Genomic DNA, 19,148 nt, shown 5'->3' with positions numbered 1-19,148 from the left:
CTATTACTGATTATATCACCTTACAAGAAGCTCGGTCAATCAAAGTTTTTTATTGTAATAGAACTGTAAAAGTACAGAACTACTTGTACTACCTCATTATACATGTTTTTGTATATGAAGTCTGTTACCATACCATTACATCGTGTTACAATACCATGACAGAAGTTATATACCACTATCCACTTTGTGATACTCAATTATTTAATTAGACGCGATATTTTTTAAAAAGTTCCAGTACCAATTACCTATAAAAACAGTTATTTGGGAGCACTTTATTTTCCATATATAAAGGAAAGAAAATTTAGTGTCACTCTTTACTGTCGATTATCTACCTTTTTCACATAGTGACTCAGTGTCATTTTACCGTCGTGTGCTTCGCCAGGTTTACTCAGATACATTTCACCGCATTTTGTAATCTTCGTAACGCCAGATCGGTACAGTCTCATCAGTAGATCATTCTTAATCGACTCTGGTACACTTAGCCCTACAGTCTGAAGATGTCCAATATGAGGTCTAAGCATTTTGATCAAATCTGAGCGTTTTATTGGCACGACCCAAAGGTTTCTAAAAAGTGGCGATGTCCTTAAGGTACTCTCGTCTGCGATTAGAACGCCATAACTATGATCCGCATCCGTTAACGGAAATTTACCTTTTAAATTTCCTTCCATACTTAACGTCTGATGCAAGAAAGTAATCTCAGCTTGTCCTTCAAAGCTGAGCTCAGTTTGGGGAAAGCGATTAGAACAGTCACAAAGTGTACTCGCCAATCTTCTAGCAAAATCATCTAGATATGCTTTTTCATCTAGATATGTTTTCACCTCTATATCAGCCCCCACTCTATCAACTCCCGCTTGATCTGGTATCTCGTAAAAAACGCATTGAGGGGAGCTACAATATAGCTGGTTGGTGATACAGACTTCTTCCGCTAATAACTTTAGGTCTGCATCCGTTGTTTCGCACTCTGAGAAATAAGCAAAACTGATCTTATGTCCCCACTCTATCATCGGCTTATTTGCTGGAAGAGAAGTTCTCAGCGCCTTTATGGTCGCATCACTTCCCCAGACCACTACCGCATCTGAAACTTCCGCTAGAGCCTGTAGTCTCATTTCGTCACTCGAAGGTAGATTAGTTACATATATATAGGGTTTTAGCCTCGGCTCTATCTGAATCAATTTTTCAAGTAAAAAATAAGAAATCCCCGATTCGCCTTCAGGCAGCTTAAGTATGTTGATATTGCCCGTTAAGAGGCCCTCAATTACAGAAAAAGCTGAAAGCCCTATCGTATTGCCTGCACCGATATGCATGAGTACGCCAAGTGGTAGATAGCATGATTTTCTTTCAGTCCCGTTTGGGTCTTTCGATGTTATCCATTCACCTAACGGTGCAACTAACTCCGACTTAAGTTTATATGCCAGTGCCTCACGCTTCATGTCCTCTAAAGTATGTGTCAAAACCGCTTCTATCCCTTGCGTACCAATCCCCATCATTTTTAACAATGATAGTGCATCTTCCTTAGTAACGCTGTTAGCTAGTCGATCTACGGCATCGATTACAATTTCAGCATCTAAAATCTCCATCGCCAAATCCTGTGCGATGATATCGCCTAAATCCGATATCTGATTAACAAAGCTTTCTCTTGAGCACCTTTCACCTCTAAACAGATTCATCATGCGCCTCCTCCGATCAGTTCACCAGCGGTTATCGCACACGTCTTACTCTGCGTTACTCCCGCTCTACCAAGCACCTCAAAATAAGGCGTCGATATCCCACAACCACAGCTTCTACCCTCTCTAAGCACTGCGATGTCCTTCATCATCACACTGGATAGCGGCATAGACTGCACAAGTGGACTGATAAAATTCAAAAACCCCGGCTGATCATACCCGAGTGGCTTTAGCGTTTTAACATCTCTGATCACCACACGACTCCAGATGGGGACGTGCATATGATGATTTCGACATTCTGGATAGGCGACGCTGTGCTCCACCGCACTGTAAAAATCTCTAATATTCTCCTTTGGGATACGCAGTCGGGTAAATACGCGCTCACGCAGTTCAGCTTTTGGGATCTCACTCCCAGCAAACTGCTTCCACCCACCACCAGTAAGGACAACTGATTTTTTACTGAGATTAAGCGAAGGCATACCCATTTCATCCATCACATCAAGTAGACGATTTAGATAGACTGGAAAGCCGAGTAGCCTTACAGGCAGGTGCATTTTTTCATATTTTTTAAGTGTTTCCAGTACACCGATGAGATCCGTCTCATACGAATTTCCTATGGCTCTGATGGCATACTTTGTGTTTAAAGCCGGTGCAAATCGGCGCATGCCATCGGCGACCTTTGTGTTTCCCATAGCATTTTCTGGTCCAGGTTCATAGCCGAGGATGATGTAGTTGGTAGGTAATAATGAGAACAGACCATGGTAACGCATGGATTTGATGATCATTTTTACACCGAGATCTAACGTCTTCTGATCTAAAAAAATCTGGCTTTTTTGTCCTGATGTACCAGATGATGTGGCATGTAAAACGATGTTCTCTTTTGGAACGCTCAGTACCTCATTGCGTTTGAAGACATCTGACGGAATAGGTGCGATGGCATATAAGTCCTCAGTTGATTTAAACTGGTTCAAATGCAAAAGCGCATCCTTCCAAAATACTGTATTTGAGCCGTGATGCTGCAGTGATTCCTTCATCGCGGCCACAAACAAGTGCTCACTTCCTGCTTGATCATATATATTTTTATATGAAAACAATTGATCTATGTAGCTCATACTGGCCTCCTATTGGCACCGCAATATATGTGTGATTTACATACATGGTATGGTATTTCCAGTGTTTGTGCAAGTGTAAAGCAAATTAAAAGTACACCCATCACATATCAACAGGTGTACTTTGACTTTAAAGCTCTGATTCTCGTAGTCGTTCTACTATACTAGATCGATTGACGGATCTAAGGATCACTAGAGGGATGTAGATCCCTAAAATACCGAAGATTGGCAGTACAGATAAAACGGGTACTAGGGTAAATCGGTACGTGATGAACCAAAATACATTGGTTAGAAAATGTTCAATCAACGGACTGGTTACGACCACAATAATACCTACAAATAAAACGGATCCCACTGTATAGAGCAGGCCTTCACTAATCAGCATAATTTTAAGCTGTTTGCCCGTCATCCCGATGGACTGCATCAAAGCAAACTCGTGCTTTCTAGCAACGATACTGGTGATAGTCGCGTTAATAAAGTTTAGAATTCCAATAAGTCCAATAATCAAACTCAATAGGCTGCCTATCGTTAAAAACATATTTTGAAAGGACCGAAAAGCGTCCTCTTGTGTCTTCTTACTCTCAAAGTTCAGGTTAGAAAAATCATTCGAAGTAACGTCACTCAAGTATTGATCAATCACCTTTTTCGAAGCATCCTCTGCGTCAAAAGCAACATACATGACATCATTGGTCTGTGTATCCTCTAAAAAGGCTTCTGTACTGAGAATAAACTCATCAATACCATAATAGCGATAGCTAATCGCATGTGGCACATGAACAGTTGCTGCGACCTCGTACACCACGTCCCTAGTTTCTCCTAAGGTTAATGTTACCTGTTCGCCAATCTTAGCCCAATGTGAGCCCTCCATCACATGACCGTAATCATCCATAGAGTAGACTGCAGCGATATAGCGACCACTCGGATCGCTTAGTTTGGATAAATCCCCGTCGATAATGATAAGTTGATCCATAAGGAACTGATCCATACCGTAGAGCTGCACCCAGTTGCCAACATTTCCAAAGCTGTCCTTTTTAGCATTTTGAATCATCTGATTTAACGTTGATTCGTCATTCCATCTGCCAAAGTATGCTCTATAATATGCTTCTGGAACATATTCAGTAGCACCAGTGTTCAGCCCATATACCCGACCAAAATCAATTATGCCTTCAAGCTGATCCATCGCTTCGATGACATCATCGGTCAACCCCTTATCGTTCTCCCAATGACGGGTTACCTCAAAATAATCACTGTCTGCTACTATATAGTCCACTGCAAGATCAGAGAGATACTTATCCATGTCAAAGCCATCCGAAAAAGTAACTGTCATCGTTAAGAGTACAATTGACAGAGATAAGGAAAGCAAGGTGACTGCAGTCTTTTTTTTACTCCGCATCAAGTTGCGAATAGCCAGCTGTAGCGATGATACCTTCACTTGACTTGATTTTTTACTTTTTTTAGGTCGATAACCATTTGCTTCTACATATCGAATCGCTTCTATTGGCGTTACCTTTGCAGCAATTTTACTTGGCTTTAAGCATGAAATGATGATTGTAAGATAAGAAAACAGTGCAGAAAACATAAAAATTGCTGGACTTATCGAGACCGTTTCTTTCACAACACCACTCATCTGATTCAAAACGACAGGCGTAAGTAAGCTGCCGATTAAATAACCCATACATAAGCCAATTGGTACACCTATTAACGCAAGTATACTCGCCTGTTTATATACGATACCTTTAATCTGCTTGCCTGTTAAACCGATTGTCTTTGTCAGCCCCCACAGACGCGTATCGTTCATAACTGAAATTTGAAAGATGTTATAGATAATCAAATATCCAGTTGTAGTAATCATTAAAAGTATACCGATCATTCCGATGATAGTTCCCATATCCATATTTTCAATGAGCTGCGCACCTGTATAGCCCCAATTGATGCCAACGTTGATATACGTATTTTCATTCTTAGGGTCTTCAACTTGAAAACCATTTTTCTCTATGATACGCAACATAGTATTTTCTATCTGAAGTGAGTTTTGAAACATGACATCCATACTCCAAGTGCCCACGTATATATTTTCACCCTTTGTTACGTCATATCCGGCTGATTTGAAAATTGACGCCACTCTGCTTTCAGGCACTAATACGTGATTTGCTTTTACAGCACTATCATATGGCCACCAACCGCTGAGGACAAATTTTTCAAGTACTTTGGTGCCATTAACGTCTATCTCAAGCTCGATGTTTGCTCCAACCTCGGGCTTTACACCCAGTAAAGATAAAACCTTTAAGTCGGTTGCAACTTCATTGGTGCCTTCCGTCGGAAGCTTACCAACGATCGGCTCACAGTACATCCACTTTGCTTGATTGGCATCGCTATACCCAACCTCCACATGGTATTTGTTAAACGGCGGTTCCATAAGCATACCAACCACGCGTCTTAGTCCATAGGCTTTAATTTCTGAATCATTTTTGATTTGATCAAACTCTGCTTCACTTAGGTATTTAAAAGTACCATGCGCATAGCCACCCACCTGTCTAAAGTTCGCTTCTTGTACCGCATCGTTAAATGACATCCCTATGGTAAAAAGGGTTGTAAACAAAACCGTCGTAAGGATCATCGCTAAAACAGCGATTCTATTTCTCGTTTTTTGTGATTTCAATATTCGAACACTTAAATGCCATAAGTACTTTCTGTTAGCAACTCGCATTTTAACCCTCCCCTTTAAATGATCTTGCCATCTTCTATACGGATGATTCTATCTGCAAGCTGAGCGATTTCCTCATTATGTGTGATCATAACAATGGTCTGTTGAAATTTTTGATTGGATACTTTAAGTAGACTCATAACATCTTGGCTGGTTTTAGAATCTAAATTGCCAGTTGGTTCATCAGCTAAAATAATAGCGGGCTTGCTTGCAATTGCTCTAGCGATAGCAACTCTCTGCTGTTGTCCTCCCGACAAATTATTGGGTAAATTTTGTAGTTTTTTAGAAAGTCCTAAAGTATCCACCACTTGATGAATGTATTCGATATCCGGTGTACCACCATCAAGCTGTATGGGCATAAGTATGTTTTCATATACCGTTAATACAGGAATCAGGTTATAGCTTTGAAACACAAATCCAATCTTTCTTCTTCTAAAAATCGTCAACGCCTCTTCTTTTAAAGAAAATATCGATTGGTTTTCAACCATAACACTGCCTTCAGTCGGTCGATCGAGTCCGCCCAGCATATGTAACAGGGTTGATTTACCACTGCCAGATGTGCCAACAATTGCAACGAACTCTCCCTTTTTTACTTCTATATTCACACCATTGAGTGCAAATACACTTTGCTCACCAGTGCCATATACCTTCTTCAGTCCTTCTGCTTTTAAAACGGTCATCTTGCCTCCTATAAAATAAAAATCTGTATACTCTATACAGATTTTATCAAGTGATTCTTACTCAATTCTTAATAACGCTTTTTAAAATCTGACAAACTTGAAAGAATTAGCCCTTGGGAAGATAAATTGAAAAAGTTGCACCATTGCCCTTTGAGGATTTTATTTTCACATACCCGTTTTGATCCGATAAAATTTCTCGCGTCAAGAAAAGACCAATACCCAGCCCCTCGACACTGGCTGCGTCCTTAGAGCGATAAAATCTCGTAAAGATATTGGCATGCTCAGATTCATCAACGCCCATCCCATTGTCATCAACATTGATCGCTAAGAAAAGTTCGTACTCAATCACAGAGATATTAACCTTTCCTCCCTTTGGAGCGTACTTAATTGCATTGTCGATAACATTTCCTACAGCCTCTATTGTCCATTTCATATCAAAGACAGCTTTACTTTCAGTTGGCAAGATCGAAAAGCTAATTCCCTTCATTTCAGCGACGGGTTCGTATATCAGCTTTAGCTCTCTAAGTAAAGGCATTACATCATTTAAGCAAGGTGATAGTTTAATAATGCCAGCGTCAAGCCTAGACAGCTTGATAAGCGTATCAATAAGAAAACTGAGCTTATTGGTTTGATTTTGAACCGCACGGATCGCCTCAATCTGATCGCTTTGTTCTTCCTCCTGAAGCTGTTCCGATATAAGTTGACTGTAGAGCTGTATGTTCGCTAAAGGTGTTTTAGTTTGATGTGAGATATCAGATATAAGTGCTTTAATACGGTTTCTTTCTTCTTCAATACTGGTTTTACTGCGTTCAGATATAGCTATATATTTACTAAATTGATCTTCAATTGATGAAAATAGACTCTCATTGTACTCAGATGCATTAAAAGTTCCATTAGCTGCCTGCTCGAGCATGTTTTTAAGCTTTTTCATGACAATCGAGGTTTTATGAACTCTATAACTGGCGTAGATAATAACGGTTAGCATAATGATAAATAGGGCGATTAAGAACGCCTTACTTATAATGATTTCGTGCAAAAGCCATTGCATCATATCTTTGTCACCCATGTGTAACCAATGCCATATATGGTTTTAATATAATTGGCTGCGTCCAGCTTGTCCCTAAGTCTTTTTACCGTAACCGACAAAGTACTTTCTTCAATCCAGTTGCCCTCAGTCTGCCAAACCTTTTCGATTAAAAGATCACGGCGCAGAGTTAATCCTTTGTTTTCAACCAATACTCTAAGTAATCTTTGCTCTATCTTACTGAGTTCAATTTGAATATGTCTCTTTGTAAATATCATCTTATCGAAGTCAAATCTATAATCATCAAATTCAAGAATATTTGGGGTTTTCGCTGGAAGCCTATTTAGCTGTGTGTTCACTCGAGCTCTTAAAATATCTAGATTAAAGGGCTTGGTTATGTAATCATCAGCGCCTTTTTCAAGCCCCATAATGATATCTGCATCCATATCATTTGCAGACAAAAGAATCACAGGGATGTGAGGGTCATTGCTCTTGATGAGCTCTAAAATCTCAAACCCACTTCCGTCTGGTAAATTTATATCTAGGATGACAAGCGATGTCATACCACATGCAATCTGAGCCTTAGCAGTCTTAACATCATAACACTGTACCAACTGAATCGTATTTGATTTAAGTGCTAATACCAGACCGCGGCTTAAATTAATATCATCCTCAACAATAACGATTTGCTTCATCTCTACCTCATTATCACAATTAAGCTTTATCTTTCGAAACGACTAATATTCTAGCATAAACAAAGGTCATGCAAAAGTTTGATAAACCCTTATCATCCCACCTACAACTACCATATCACAGAGTATGCAGACTTGTCATTTAAAAGAAACTGTAAAAAGTTGCTGTCTATAAAAGAAATGCTATAATAAGTACTTTTGTAGTTCCTTCACTTGCCAACGACGATAAATCAGTTGATCTATGTAAAAGAGGGTTGCTATAAATATTATATTTATAGCAACCCTCAATAGTTTCAACTATTTATTAAGATAATCAATGGCCGCCTCAAGCTGCGGATCATAGTTTCTAGCATCTTCAGAGACCAACGCACTTTGAATCGCTTCTAGAGTCTCTTTTGTCAAAAGTCCCGACGCCGTTAAGCTATGAGAAGATTGAAATTCTTTTATAATCGACTTCGTCATTGGTCCATAAGAACCATCTGCCTTAATATCATAGCCTAGCAGTGCAAGTCTTTGTTGTATCGCATAGACATTCAGTGAAATCGAGCCTGAATTTACATTCAAAGGTGCAAGTGATGCCGCTAATTCATCCGTCATATTGACAGGAGCTTCTACTATGATATCTGGTTTAATGCCGATACCATTGACTTTATAATCATTATTGAGTAAATACTCGGCAATTGTTAGCTTTACTGCACCACCATTTGTTAGAGGCATAAGGTTTTGAACCGTACCTTTACCAAATGAATTCGTACCAATGACAACTGCATTTCCCGTTTGTTGTAAGCTTCCTGAGAAGATCTCTGAAGCACTTGCAGAGCCACCGTTGACAAGTACTGCAACCTCCATAGGCGCTTTTGCAGTAGTCGCTCTATAGGTACGATCGTTAGTGCCTTTATAATCGATCTTAACAATTTGTTTTCCAGCAGGAATAAAATAATCTGAGATGTGAATAGCAGTGTCAAGATAACCACCTGGATTATTTCTGACGTCGACAACTAACTTTTTCACATCATTATTTGTCATATATGCCATTGCTGCATCAAACTCACTATTGGTTTTATCTCCAAACTCTGTAATCTGGATATACCCAATACCACCATCCAACATTTCATAATTAACAGATTTTAAGATGATTGTATCGCGTACAATTGTAAATTCCAAAGGTTCAGTTAAACCAGGGCGCTTAATGGTAAGTGTGACTGGCGTCCCCTTCTCACCTCTAATCATCGATACTGCTTTTTCAGTAGTGAATCCAGTTGCATCAACGCCGTCAATCTTAATAATCATATCTCCTGATTGTAAGCCTGCTTTATCAGCTGGTGTATCTTTAATAGGTGCAACAACCTCAACGTAGCCTGAATCGCCCTCAGTTATAGAAGCGCCAATGCCACTAAACTCACCCTCTAAAGAAGTGCTAAAGCTTTCATACTCAGAAGGGGTGAAGTAGGTGCTATATGGATCAAGAACATTAAAGATTCCTTTATAAGCACCTTCAATTAAGCTTTGCTTATTGACGTCTTTATAATAATTGCTTTGAATTGTTTCCATCATGAAGTCTATAAAATCATGAAAATTCTCATCTGTTGCAGCATCAGATGTAGAAATTTGTGCAGTATATGCAATGTCGTTATCGGAAACCAAAGTCTGTCCATTACCTAAATAATAACTATCTGGTGCTATATAAGTATCTGCGAATATTGGGGCGAGAGCTGTACCAATTAACAAAAGCGCCATTAAAATAGCAAGTCCGCTTTTTATTAATTTATTGCGCCTTTGCTTACGCAGTTTTTTCTCCATTAAAAGTGTTTTAGGATCTTTTTTTATTGAATTCGTTTGTGCCATATCCAACCTCCTTTGTCATGGAATTAATTATACCCCTTATAACATACTAATTCAAGGAAACTTAATAGGCAATTTCAATCCCGACACAAGAACTCTGTAAATCCGCTAAAACCTCATCAAACTCAGGATCAGCATACCTAATCCAGTTGCAATTAAGCCACTGATAAAGTTAACGACATTATTGGTCACTATTTTTATGCCACTGACTGGTCTTTGCCCAAGTTCATATGTCTTTTCAGTAAGTTCATTTGTTTGAGGATTTTGATACTTAGCTTGAAATACTTCTCCAAGAATACTATCAATAATAGACCCCAAAAAACCGAAAAATGCAACTAAAGACAAATGTAATATCGATATATAAAAGGACATCGTTCCTATAGATAAAAAAGTGTTGATAAAGGCTATAAATAAAGCACCCGCAAACGAAGCCATAAAGCCAAGCTTCGTAACTCCACCAGATAACCCTTTTGCAACTGGGGTTTTCGATAGAATATTAATTGGTATGTCTTTACTTAAAACTCCAATTTCTGACGCCCACGTATCTGCATTAGCTGCAGCTATTGCAATTACTGCTCCAAGTTTAAATAGTGTAACACTTGTCATTTGAAAAAGAACAGCACATATTAACACTACCCCGCCATTTGCTATCACCTGTGTATAATCTCTTTTGTCCGATTTCTCTAGTCGTTTTTCAATTTCTTCGTTTTCTTTACCACCCATAAATTTACTGATCTTTGATAAAAAACTCGAAGAAATGAAAAAGCCAACTAAGCTCATATAAATCGTCGCAGATTGAAACCCAAATAATAAGGTACCTAGGATAACCGAGGCAATCATTCCTGATAAGGTCAATGAACCTTTTTTAAAAGCAAATAGACTCACTATAAAACTCAGTAAAAATCCATAAACATACGACATTACTTTTGCCTCCTAATAAAAAAGACAAACCTTTTCATGCTTGTCTTTTTACCGTCTTTAACTTTTATTCATTTGATTTAATAATATCAGTCTTTAAATCTTGCTAATAAATATTTTACGACGAACCACCAATCTTTATTTATTAAGTCTTACCAACTCTATATAGAGATTGCCATCCCTTTTCTCTACAGTTGCAGAATCAATCATTGCGCTGATTAGCGTTAACTCATCATCATCGTCGTTTTCACCTGCAAGCTGCCAGTAATATTCTTCTATTTCAGATTGTCTTTGATTGTTCAACATCTTTTCAAAGTGGTTGATAAAATCCTCAGAGTATTTTGTATTGTAATCAACGATTCTTACGATAGAACGATCTGATTCTGTGATGATTTTAAAATCAACTTCGTTGGTATCCTCTCTTAAAAACAATGTGGTTAGCTCATCTACTATTTTACAGAGCTTTTTTATTTCGTGTCTCATGCCTTTCTACTCCCCCTCTTAAATGCATCTATGATTGGTAACATAAATCCAGCAACGATTCCCCCAGAAAAACCGTTGTTGTAAAGGTTTATCCCTCCATGAATAATACCTATATTTGTTACTAGAGTCAAGTGTAGCATTCCTGCCATAGCACCTACAATTGGACCATAGGCTCCTGCAATTGGTGCTATGGTTGTAGAAAACAGTGCGGAGATTAAAAATGTCGTGCTTGAAAAGTCATATCCAAAGAAGATTCCTGCAAGAAGCACACCTAAAACTATCGGGTAACAGTTTTTTGGTTGCTTACCAAATGCAGCGAAACCTACGATGGTTAAGATACCTGCAATAACAGGACCATTTATGACACCACCTAGAATTAAGACAAATGCCACACTGGCAAGTCCCATTAATCCCATGTTAACAAAGGTAATCCCATAACCTAATAAGGATGTAAAATCCGTTATCGTACGACCTCTATAGTCAAAGATCTCTTTATAACGTTTAAATGCGTCCTTGTTAGTATATACCCCAACGCCTATCAAATAGACAAAAGAAAGGATTAAAAGACCAATGATATAAGGACTGTTTGTGTCATGTATGATGTTGACGGTTGCAATGTCCACATCAAAACTTCTTAATGCACTTGTAATGACCGTGCCTACGATTCCCGCAGTAAAACCAATGTTATAAAGGTTGAAACCATCATGAAAACGAATCATATGCGACGACAAAGGTACGATAATAAATCCTATAGAAATCCCTGTGATCAGCCCCATTAAATAGCTAAATCCCTCAGTAAAAATACCACTAAAGGTAATGAAGCTAACGATTGGTGCAAGTGCTGTACTAAACATAATGACGAGAATAATGTTTTTCATAGGGATTTGTTGATAACGTGCATAAAGATACCCACCAAAATAGATCGGTAAAATGTTTAAAACGTTTTTCCCAAAAAATGAAAAACCTAAGACAGTGAAAAAAGCAGCTATTAAAAGTCCGTTGATACGCAACTTAAAGCGCTTTAATAAATACAAGTTAAAAAAGCCGATAAGTGCTGAATTGACAAATGCCGCACCGATACCGCCCAATGCCATAAAGTCGGTTAAAAGAGTGGTTGGAGATTTTATAATTGCTTTTAAACCTCCTAAAAGTGTTTCATGATCGAGAAGTGCATAAATTAAACCGAATAGTAAAAATAGGGTCGGAAACAAAGCCAATATCAACAGCTTTTGCTCCTTGTGCAGGTCTCTTTCTTCAATTTTGTTTGTAAAAACCACAGATTCACCTCAACATAAATTTTTAGTTTTATCGTTTTTGTTCCCTACTATTATAACTGATGTACCTTGTATCGGTCTATGCTTATACAAATAATTGATATTTTGTTCAAATTCTTTTGAATAAAGACAAGTTTAACAGGATATAAACTCACCACAAGCGCTATGACTTCTCACTCTCAGAAAGAAGATATGCATATTATTGAATTTATTTGTTTTTTTATCAGAACTTTGTCTAAAAGGATTGCACACCACTATAAATAGTATATTATAGATGTGAGCGATGGTATTACGTTAGGGTTAATACCAATTTGAATAATTAAAGGGGGCATCATAATTGAAGTTATCAATACGAAAAAAACTCATTCTCATTTCCAGTTTGCTTCTAATCATTCCTATTTTAGCAATTGGAACAACTAGCTATTTCTTTGCAAAAAACCAACTTTCTTTAAAAGGTGAAACCATTCTCAAAAACGGCGTAAAACAAGTTATGCAGCTTATCGATGCAAAGAAACTTGAAGTTTCTCGAGGTAGTATCTCTTTAGAAGATGCGCAAGAAGAAGTTCGAGTAAAAATGCTCGGTGTAAAAGATGCAGATAATAAAAGACCAATTAGTAAAACGATAGACTTAGGACCTAACGGATACTTTTTAGCCTATTCTTCTGATGGCGTTGAAGTAATGCATCCGTCACTTGAGGGGACAAACGTTTGGGACGTTGAAGATAAATCTGGATCAGGCTTTAAGCTTGTACAAGAACAAATTAAAGTCGCTATGAACGGTGGTGGTTTTGTTACATACGCTTGGACTTTACCAGGTTCTGAAAGCATCGGTGATAAAATTACCTATCAAGAATACGATGCTGATTGGGGTTGGGTAGTGTCTGCTGGCGCATACGTTCAGGACTTTAATAAAGGCGCTAACCTGATACTTCTTGTAATAGTAGTTGTTTTGTTGATCTCTTTGGTCATAGGTCTACTAGTTATAACACTCTATTCAGGTAGTTTCGCAAAACCAATACGTCAGATTTCTAAATCATTACTCGAGGTTTCGAATAACAACCTTGATGTCTCAGAAATCCACATTAAAAACAAAGATGAAATTGGCACACTTGCAACATCATATAATACAATGCTTACAAACATGAGACACTTGATCGAAACAATGCAAAAATCTTCTAGTACAGTTACTGGTCTTGCACATTCACTGGTGGAAGTTACGGATCAAACGACCAATGCAATTAATGAAGTGGCTCAAACCATTGGCGAAGTTGCTAAAGCAGTTAGTGAAGAGGCTTCAACAACTGAAGAAACTGTTATTAAAGTCAATGAGCTTGCAACTAGCATTGATGGCGTAAAACAGTCAACTGCAAATGTTGAAGAGTACTCAAAGGCTGTTGAAACTCTAAGTATCGACGGTTCACAAATAGTAAAACAGCTCCTCACAGCAAATGAAGAAACCAATAAAGCAACAGAAAAAATAAATGAAGTAATACTCAAAGTTTCCGAAAGCACTGAAAAAATTCACACTATTACCGATGCAATAACTGGTATTTCAGAACAAACTAACTTACTTGCTCTAAACGCTTCTATAGAAGCAGCGCGTGCTGGTGAGGCTGGAAGAGGTTTTGCAGTCGTCGCGGAAGAGATTAGAAAACTCGCTGAACAATCGGCTAATCAGGTAGGCGAAATTAAGAGTATTATAGGTGAAATCAACAGTCACTCAACGCTCTCTATCGAAACGATGAATGAACTCAAGAAGGTCACTGTTGAACAAAATCAATCAGTTGAAACAACTCAATCTCAATTTGAAGTTATTTCAAAAGGGATTATAGAGCTAAGTAATGAACTAGTAAAAATCGAAAACGAAGTCAACCAAATGTTAAGATTAAAGGACTCTATCGTAGATGCTATGACTGGTATTTCAGCATCTACTGAAGAAACTTCGGCAAGCACTGAAGAGGTTTCAGCAGCAACCGAAGAGCAACTTGCAGGCATGACTGAAATCAACGATCAAACAGCTAAATTAAATGAGCTTGCAAGAGATCTTGAAACCATTATCAATCGCTTTAAACTCTAATTAGTAACAATTTTTTAATAAACCGATCGCCTAGGTGATCGGTTTATTTTATGTCTACTAAGGGTATATACCAAAGATAATTTGTATCTGTTTTTCCTATGTATAACCATCGTCTTAGAGGTGAATTTATGAACCCTACACTTGAACAAAGAAAATTTGTAGTTCCTGAATTAATTATTGGACTTGAGTCAAGTTTGCTTATAACGCAGTATTTAAAGCACTTTGGTGCACGAAAAACCATGATTGTAACAGATAAAAACGTATCTGAACAGGTTTGGTTTAAGAAATTATTATCCTTGTTTGAAAGGGATCAATACCCATATGTTGTATTTGATGATACATCAAGTAATCCAAAAGATTTCGAAGCGATGTTAGGAGCAGAATTGTTTCTGGCTGAGGATTGCGATTGTCTTGTCGCCATAGGTGGTGGTAGCCCAATCGATTGTGCAAAATGCATCAGTATAGTTTCTACTAATGGTGGTCATATTTTAGACTATGTTGGCGTAGATGAAATTCGACTTCCCGGTCCACCACTGATTTGCGTACCTACGACAGCTGGTACTTCTGCCGATGTGTCTCAGTTTGCGATTATTACAGATTCACAAGAGCATATTAAAAAAGCAATTATCAGCAAGAAAGTCGTACCTGATCTCGCTTTAATCGACCCTGTACCTCTTATGACTATGGATGCCTATCTAACTGCTTGCACAGGTATGGACGCACTAACACATGCTATTGAAGCATATGTTTCAACGGCCTCATCACCAATTACTGACATTCATGCTTTAACTGCAATTCAGCTAATAAACAGCAATCTTGAGAATGCTGTAAAACCCAACCGCACACTTGATACGATGTATCAAATGATGCTGGCATCCATGCATGCGGGCTTCGCCTTTTCAAATGCCAGTTTAGGAGCAGTGCATGCAATGGCACACAGCCTCGGCGGTGTCTTAGATCTCCCCCACGGCGAATGTAACAGCATCTTACTGGAACATTTAATCGACATAAATTTTGATAGTGCAAAGGAAAGATATCAAAACATAGCCATTGCTCTTGGCATTGAATATCATCCTTCAGTTGATATGAATGCCGTTAAACAGGCGTTGGTTAGCAAAATTTCACACTTAAGGTCTGCTATTGGCATTCCATCGCTTATTGCACTCGACTATCCAACTGAAGATACGATGACAGCGATGGTTTTGGCAGCAATGAGTGATCCTTGTATGGTAACAAATCCTAAAGAACTAACTTATGATGAGGTGAAATCAATATATGGCGTCTTATTCAAAACCTAAAAAGCCACTTAGCAAAGAGGCTATTATTGGTCTTGGTGAAGATTCAATTAGAAAAAATTACTATCCTGAGCTACAGGACAAGGTCAGTGCTTTAGAGCAAATCAGAGCACGAAATAAAGCTTTGATGATGGCAATCCCAGATATTTTACTTGTAAGTGATCGCCAGCATCATTTTACACCGTTTTCTGCATCAGGTAAGGAGGAAGCGGCACTTGTGATGCAATTAATGAGAAGTAAAACGATTACAGCATTACTTATTAAAGGGATTGATGAAGTATTTGACAACCGTGTGCCACAAATTATTGAGTTTACTCTAACTTCCGAAAAAGGCATCAAGCATTATGAAGCAAGATTTCAGTTGGCAGAATCCTCTGAAGTTTTAATTATTATTCGCGATATGACCAATAGAGTTCTACTAGAAAATCGATTAAGAGATATGGCTGAACGCGATAGTAGTACGGGGCTTTATAACCGGAGAAAGTTCGAAGAAGCAATGCTAGATTATGAGATCACCCCTGTCAGTCAATTAACGCTATTGATTTATGACATTGATGGACTTAAAAATATTAACGATACTTTGGGTCATACGGTTGGCGATCAAGTCATCAAGCAAGTCGCCAATCATTTAAACAGCACCTATCAGGATGCAAAAATCATCAGTCGCATTGGCGGTAATGAATTTGCAATTTTATACGAAACGCTACCATTAGAAAGTATTTTACAGAAACATGAAATCTTCGAAAAAGCACTTTCAAGAACCAATGAATCCAGTACTTTTAAAATTTCCGTTTCTCATGGTATGGCAACTACCAAAGACGATCCCCTCAATGCATCAGGGCTATATCAAACTGCTGATCATAACTTGTTTAATCATAAATTGCTAAAGCAAGAAAGCAGTAAGTCTAATCTCGTTAAGACACTTATGAAGGCACTGGAGGCTAAGGACTATGTGACAGAGGGTCATACGGACAGGATGGGAGATTTAGCTTTTAGACTTGGTACCGCTATGAAATTGCCACCGCATCGTCTTGATCGTTTGATTCTTTTAACCAAATTTCACGATTTAGGGAAAGTTGGAATTCCAGATAGCATTTTAAAAAAGCCCGGTCCATTAACTGACGACGAGTGGGTAGTTATGAAAACACATACTGCTATCGGTCAAAGGATTGCAGCGGCTTCACCTGAACTTGAGACCATTTCAGACTTAATCTATAAGCATCATGAAAAATGGGACGGGTCAGGCTACCCGCTTGGATTATCAGGTAGTGACATACCACTTGAATGTCGAATTTTATCTTTGGTTGATTCATACGATGCAATGACTAACGATCGACCTTATCGCAAAGCGTTAAGTACAGAAAACGCTTTAGCAGAAATCCGACGCTGTTCTGGTACACAATTTGATCCTGATCTAGTTGACTTGTTTGAAACCTATTTATCTCAAATAGATTAGTTTTACTTTTTTCACCTAGGAGAGGAGTTAACATGGAGCATCTTGATACTTTTATGACTAAAAATGTGAAGAAACAGTTAATTGGTCTCATTGTTATTTTTATTATGAACACGATTATGGCAATCGTTTTTACGGTTGCCAACAAATCGCTGGTCACAGAAAATCTCTATACAATTATTGTAACTTTAAGATGTATCAATTTATCGATTCAAATCCTCGCACTATTGGGACTGATCTATGAAAAAAAAGCGCTGGCACACATCTCAATTTTATTGTGCCTTTCCATTAGCTTAACAATCGTAACGTTTTTTCCTTCAAGCAATAATCTGATTGCACTCATTTCTGTCAGTATTACGCTTGTACTGATTCAGCTCATTTTAAGTACTTGGTATGAAAACAGAAAAGTGACCCTTATTTTGGGTATTGGTACTGTGCTCTATTTAAATATATATGCAGCACTTGAGCCTACTCACCCGAACATAAGTGAATATGTGGATGCAACGCTTTATTTTTCAATCTTAATTTCTTTGAATTACCTTTTGATTATGATTTCACTTTTTAATATCGCTTTAATGATGAGTATTAATCGTGCAACTAGATTTATCAAAAACCTTCTTTATATTGATCTTAAAACTGGTCTTTATAATGAACGACAGTTTGAGCACGTTTTATCAAAGGCAATTTCTGATCAAAATAAGCTAATTGTACTTGCAATTGATCTCTCTAACTTACAAGAATTAAATCACCATTTTGGATATCGAACGATTCACAAGCTGTATATTGAGGAGCTAGCAAGAATACAATCCTTGATGATTCCATTTGGTTCTACATACAAACTCGACGGCCCAGTTTTAGCATATATCATACATTCTGACCAAAACGCATTAATTGACTCAAAAACAAATCTACTTGAAATTATAAACCAGTTGGAAAGTACCAAATTTTATGAAAATCAAGAAATTCACTTCAAGTATCAGCTTTTAGCAACACAATACCCACAAGATGGCACCTATCCAAGTCAGTTAATCGACAATCTGTATCACTTGAAATATTCAAATTCACCAAGTATAAATTCTATTAGGTGGTACGACCAAAGGTCTTTTGATCAGTTAAAACGTCGAATTCGACTTGAGAAGGACCTAGAACAAGCGATACAAAGTGGTGACATTTATATCGTCATACAGCCACAGGTCACATTAAAGGATTACAAAGTACACGGCGCTGAAATATTGGCAAGGTGGCACCATCCTGAATATGGTGAGGTTAGTCCAAATGAGTTTATTCCAATTGCTGAGCAGATGTACTTAATCGACCTACTCACAGAACACATCGTCAAAGAAGCCTCTGTAATACATAATCAAATTACAGAAATTAATCCTGATTTTAAATTTCAACTGGCTGTGAACATATCTGCTTTGTCCATCAATGGTAAACTGGATCATCAATTCAAAGATCTTCCTCATCCTTTTGAAATTGAAATCACCGAAAGTACTTTGATATCACTTACAGAAAATGCAAAACAAACACTTAGCTACTTAAAATCAAAAGGCTTTACAATAGCAATAGATGATTTTGGAACTGGCTTTTCAAACCTTGAATATCTGCATGCACTTGATGTTGATGTTCTGAAAATCGACAAACGATTTGTCGATTCAATGATGAACAATGATAAAGCACTCAAGCTTGTTGAAGCATTGATTATCATGGCCCATACTTTGGGCTTTGATGTCGTCGCTGAAGGTGTCGAAACTAAGATGCAATGTGACGTCCTCGCCGTATTTGATTGTGACATTATTCAAGGCTATTGGTTTGCAAAGCCTATGCTACCAGAACAATTTATCCCCTTCTTTAAGAACGCAAATGATTTATAATGGTCAAAAAAAATAACCCCACATTCAAAAGTGTCTTATCACCTTTAAATGTGGGGATT

Annotated in this window: 14 protein-coding genes; 4 read left to right on the top strand and 10 right to left on the bottom strand. The window is 37.9% G+C overall.

The window, feature by feature from the left end; all coding sequences use genetic code 11:
* Positions 1 to 314 precede the first annotated feature (314 nt).
* The 10 genes from AC4PID_RS08605 to AC4PID_RS08560 all read right to left on the bottom strand — a co-directional run bounded on the left by AC4PID_RS08605 (position 315) and on the right by AC4PID_RS08560 (position 12,393).
* Positions 315 to 1,667, bottom strand: coding sequence for an acyl-CoA reductase (locus tag AC4PID_RS08605; RefSeq protein WP_492135160.1), 1,353 nt, complete (start codon positions 1,665 to 1,667; stop codon positions 315 to 317).
* The gene (locus AC4PID_RS08600; RefSeq protein ID WP_492135159.1) at positions 1,667 to 2,776 is read right to left on the bottom strand and encodes a LuxE/PaaK family acyltransferase; all 1,110 of its coding nucleotides are present in this window, start codon (positions 2,774 to 2,776) and stop codon (positions 1,667 to 1,669) included. Before AC4PID_RS08600 ends, AC4PID_RS08605 begins: the two co-directional genes overlap by 1 nt.
* A gap of 127 nt (positions 2,777 to 2,903) precedes the next feature.
* Positions 2,904 to 5,480 carry an ABC transporter permease gene (locus AC4PID_RS08595; RefSeq protein WP_492135158.1) on the bottom strand — a complete coding sequence of 859 codons (2,577 nt, stop codon included), beginning with the start codon at positions 5,478 to 5,480 and terminating at the stop codon, positions 2,904 to 2,906.
* A gap of 14 nt (positions 5,481 to 5,494) precedes the next feature.
* Positions 5,495 to 6,157 (bottom strand): ABC transporter ATP-binding protein, encoded by a 663-nt coding sequence (locus AC4PID_RS08590; protein ID WP_492135157.1) that lies wholly within the window; start codon positions 6,155 to 6,157, stop codon positions 5,495 to 5,497.
* Positions 6,158 to 6,263: 106 nt separating this feature from the next.
* Complete coding sequence (locus AC4PID_RS08585) at positions 6,264 to 7,223, bottom strand: sensor histidine kinase (protein WP_492135156.1); 960 nt, start codon at positions 7,221 to 7,223, stop codon at positions 6,264 to 6,266.
* Entirely contained in the window at positions 7,205 to 7,876 is a 672-nt protein-coding gene (locus tag AC4PID_RS08580; protein WP_492135155.1) for a response regulator transcription factor, read from the bottom strand. Before AC4PID_RS08580 ends, AC4PID_RS08585 begins: the two co-directional genes overlap by 19 nt.
* Positions 7,877 to 8,170: 294 nt before the next feature.
* Positions 8,171 to 9,718 carry a S41 family peptidase gene (locus tag AC4PID_RS08575; protein ID WP_492135154.1) on the bottom strand — a complete coding sequence of 516 codons (1,548 nt, stop codon included), beginning with the start codon at positions 9,716 to 9,718 and terminating at the stop codon, positions 8,171 to 8,173.
* Positions 9,719 to 9,823: 105 nt separating this feature from the next.
* Positions 9,824 to 10,636 (bottom strand): DUF92 domain-containing protein, encoded by an 813-nt coding sequence (locus AC4PID_RS08570; RefSeq protein WP_492135153.1) that lies wholly within the window; start codon positions 10,634 to 10,636, stop codon positions 9,824 to 9,826.
* Between the two features lie 135 nt (positions 10,637 to 10,771).
* Positions 10,772 to 11,116 carry a hypothetical protein gene (locus AC4PID_RS08565; protein ID WP_492135152.1) on the bottom strand — a complete coding sequence of 115 codons (345 nt, stop codon included), beginning with the start codon at positions 11,114 to 11,116 and terminating at the stop codon, positions 10,772 to 10,774.
* Positions 11,113 to 12,393: a DUF1576 domain-containing protein gene (locus tag AC4PID_RS08560; protein ID WP_492135151.1), complete on the bottom strand. Its 1,281-nt coding sequence runs from the start codon at positions 12,391 to 12,393 to the stop codon at positions 11,113 to 11,115. Before AC4PID_RS08560 ends, AC4PID_RS08565 begins: the two co-directional genes overlap by 4 nt.
* 334 nt (positions 12,394 to 12,727) lie before the next feature.
* Here AC4PID_RS08560 and AC4PID_RS08555 point away from each other — a divergent pair, with 334 nt between their 5' ends.
* From AC4PID_RS08555 to AC4PID_RS08540, 4 genes are all read left to right on the top strand, one after another.
* Positions 12,728 to 14,467 carry a methyl-accepting chemotaxis protein gene (locus tag AC4PID_RS08555; RefSeq protein ID WP_492135150.1) on the top strand — a complete coding sequence of 580 codons (1,740 nt, stop codon included), beginning with the start codon at positions 12,728 to 12,730 and terminating at the stop codon, positions 14,465 to 14,467.
* 128 nt (positions 14,468 to 14,595) lie between these two features.
* Positions 14,596 to 15,765 (top strand): iron-containing alcohol dehydrogenase, encoded by a 1,170-nt coding sequence (locus tag AC4PID_RS08550; RefSeq protein WP_492135149.1) that lies wholly within the window; start codon positions 14,596 to 14,598, stop codon positions 15,763 to 15,765.
* Positions 15,743 to 17,218 (top strand): bifunctional diguanylate cyclase/phosphohydrolase, encoded by a 1,476-nt coding sequence (locus AC4PID_RS08545; protein WP_492135148.1) that lies wholly within the window; start codon positions 15,743 to 15,745, stop codon positions 17,216 to 17,218. The genes AC4PID_RS08550 and AC4PID_RS08545 overlap by 23 nt, the downstream gene beginning before the upstream one ends.
* Before the next feature lie 32 nt (positions 17,219 to 17,250).
* The gene (locus AC4PID_RS08540) at positions 17,251 to 19,089 is read left to right on the top strand and encodes a bifunctional diguanylate cyclase/phosphodiesterase (protein ID WP_492135147.1); all 1,839 of its coding nucleotides are present in this window, start codon (positions 17,251 to 17,253) and stop codon (positions 19,087 to 19,089) included.
* Positions 19,090 to 19,148 lie beyond the last annotated feature (59 nt).

Source organism: Fusibacter sp. QWL-12 (assembly GCF_058683495.1).
Note: the sequence above shows the minus strand (reverse complement) of the source record. Positions and strands in the feature narration are given on the sequence as shown.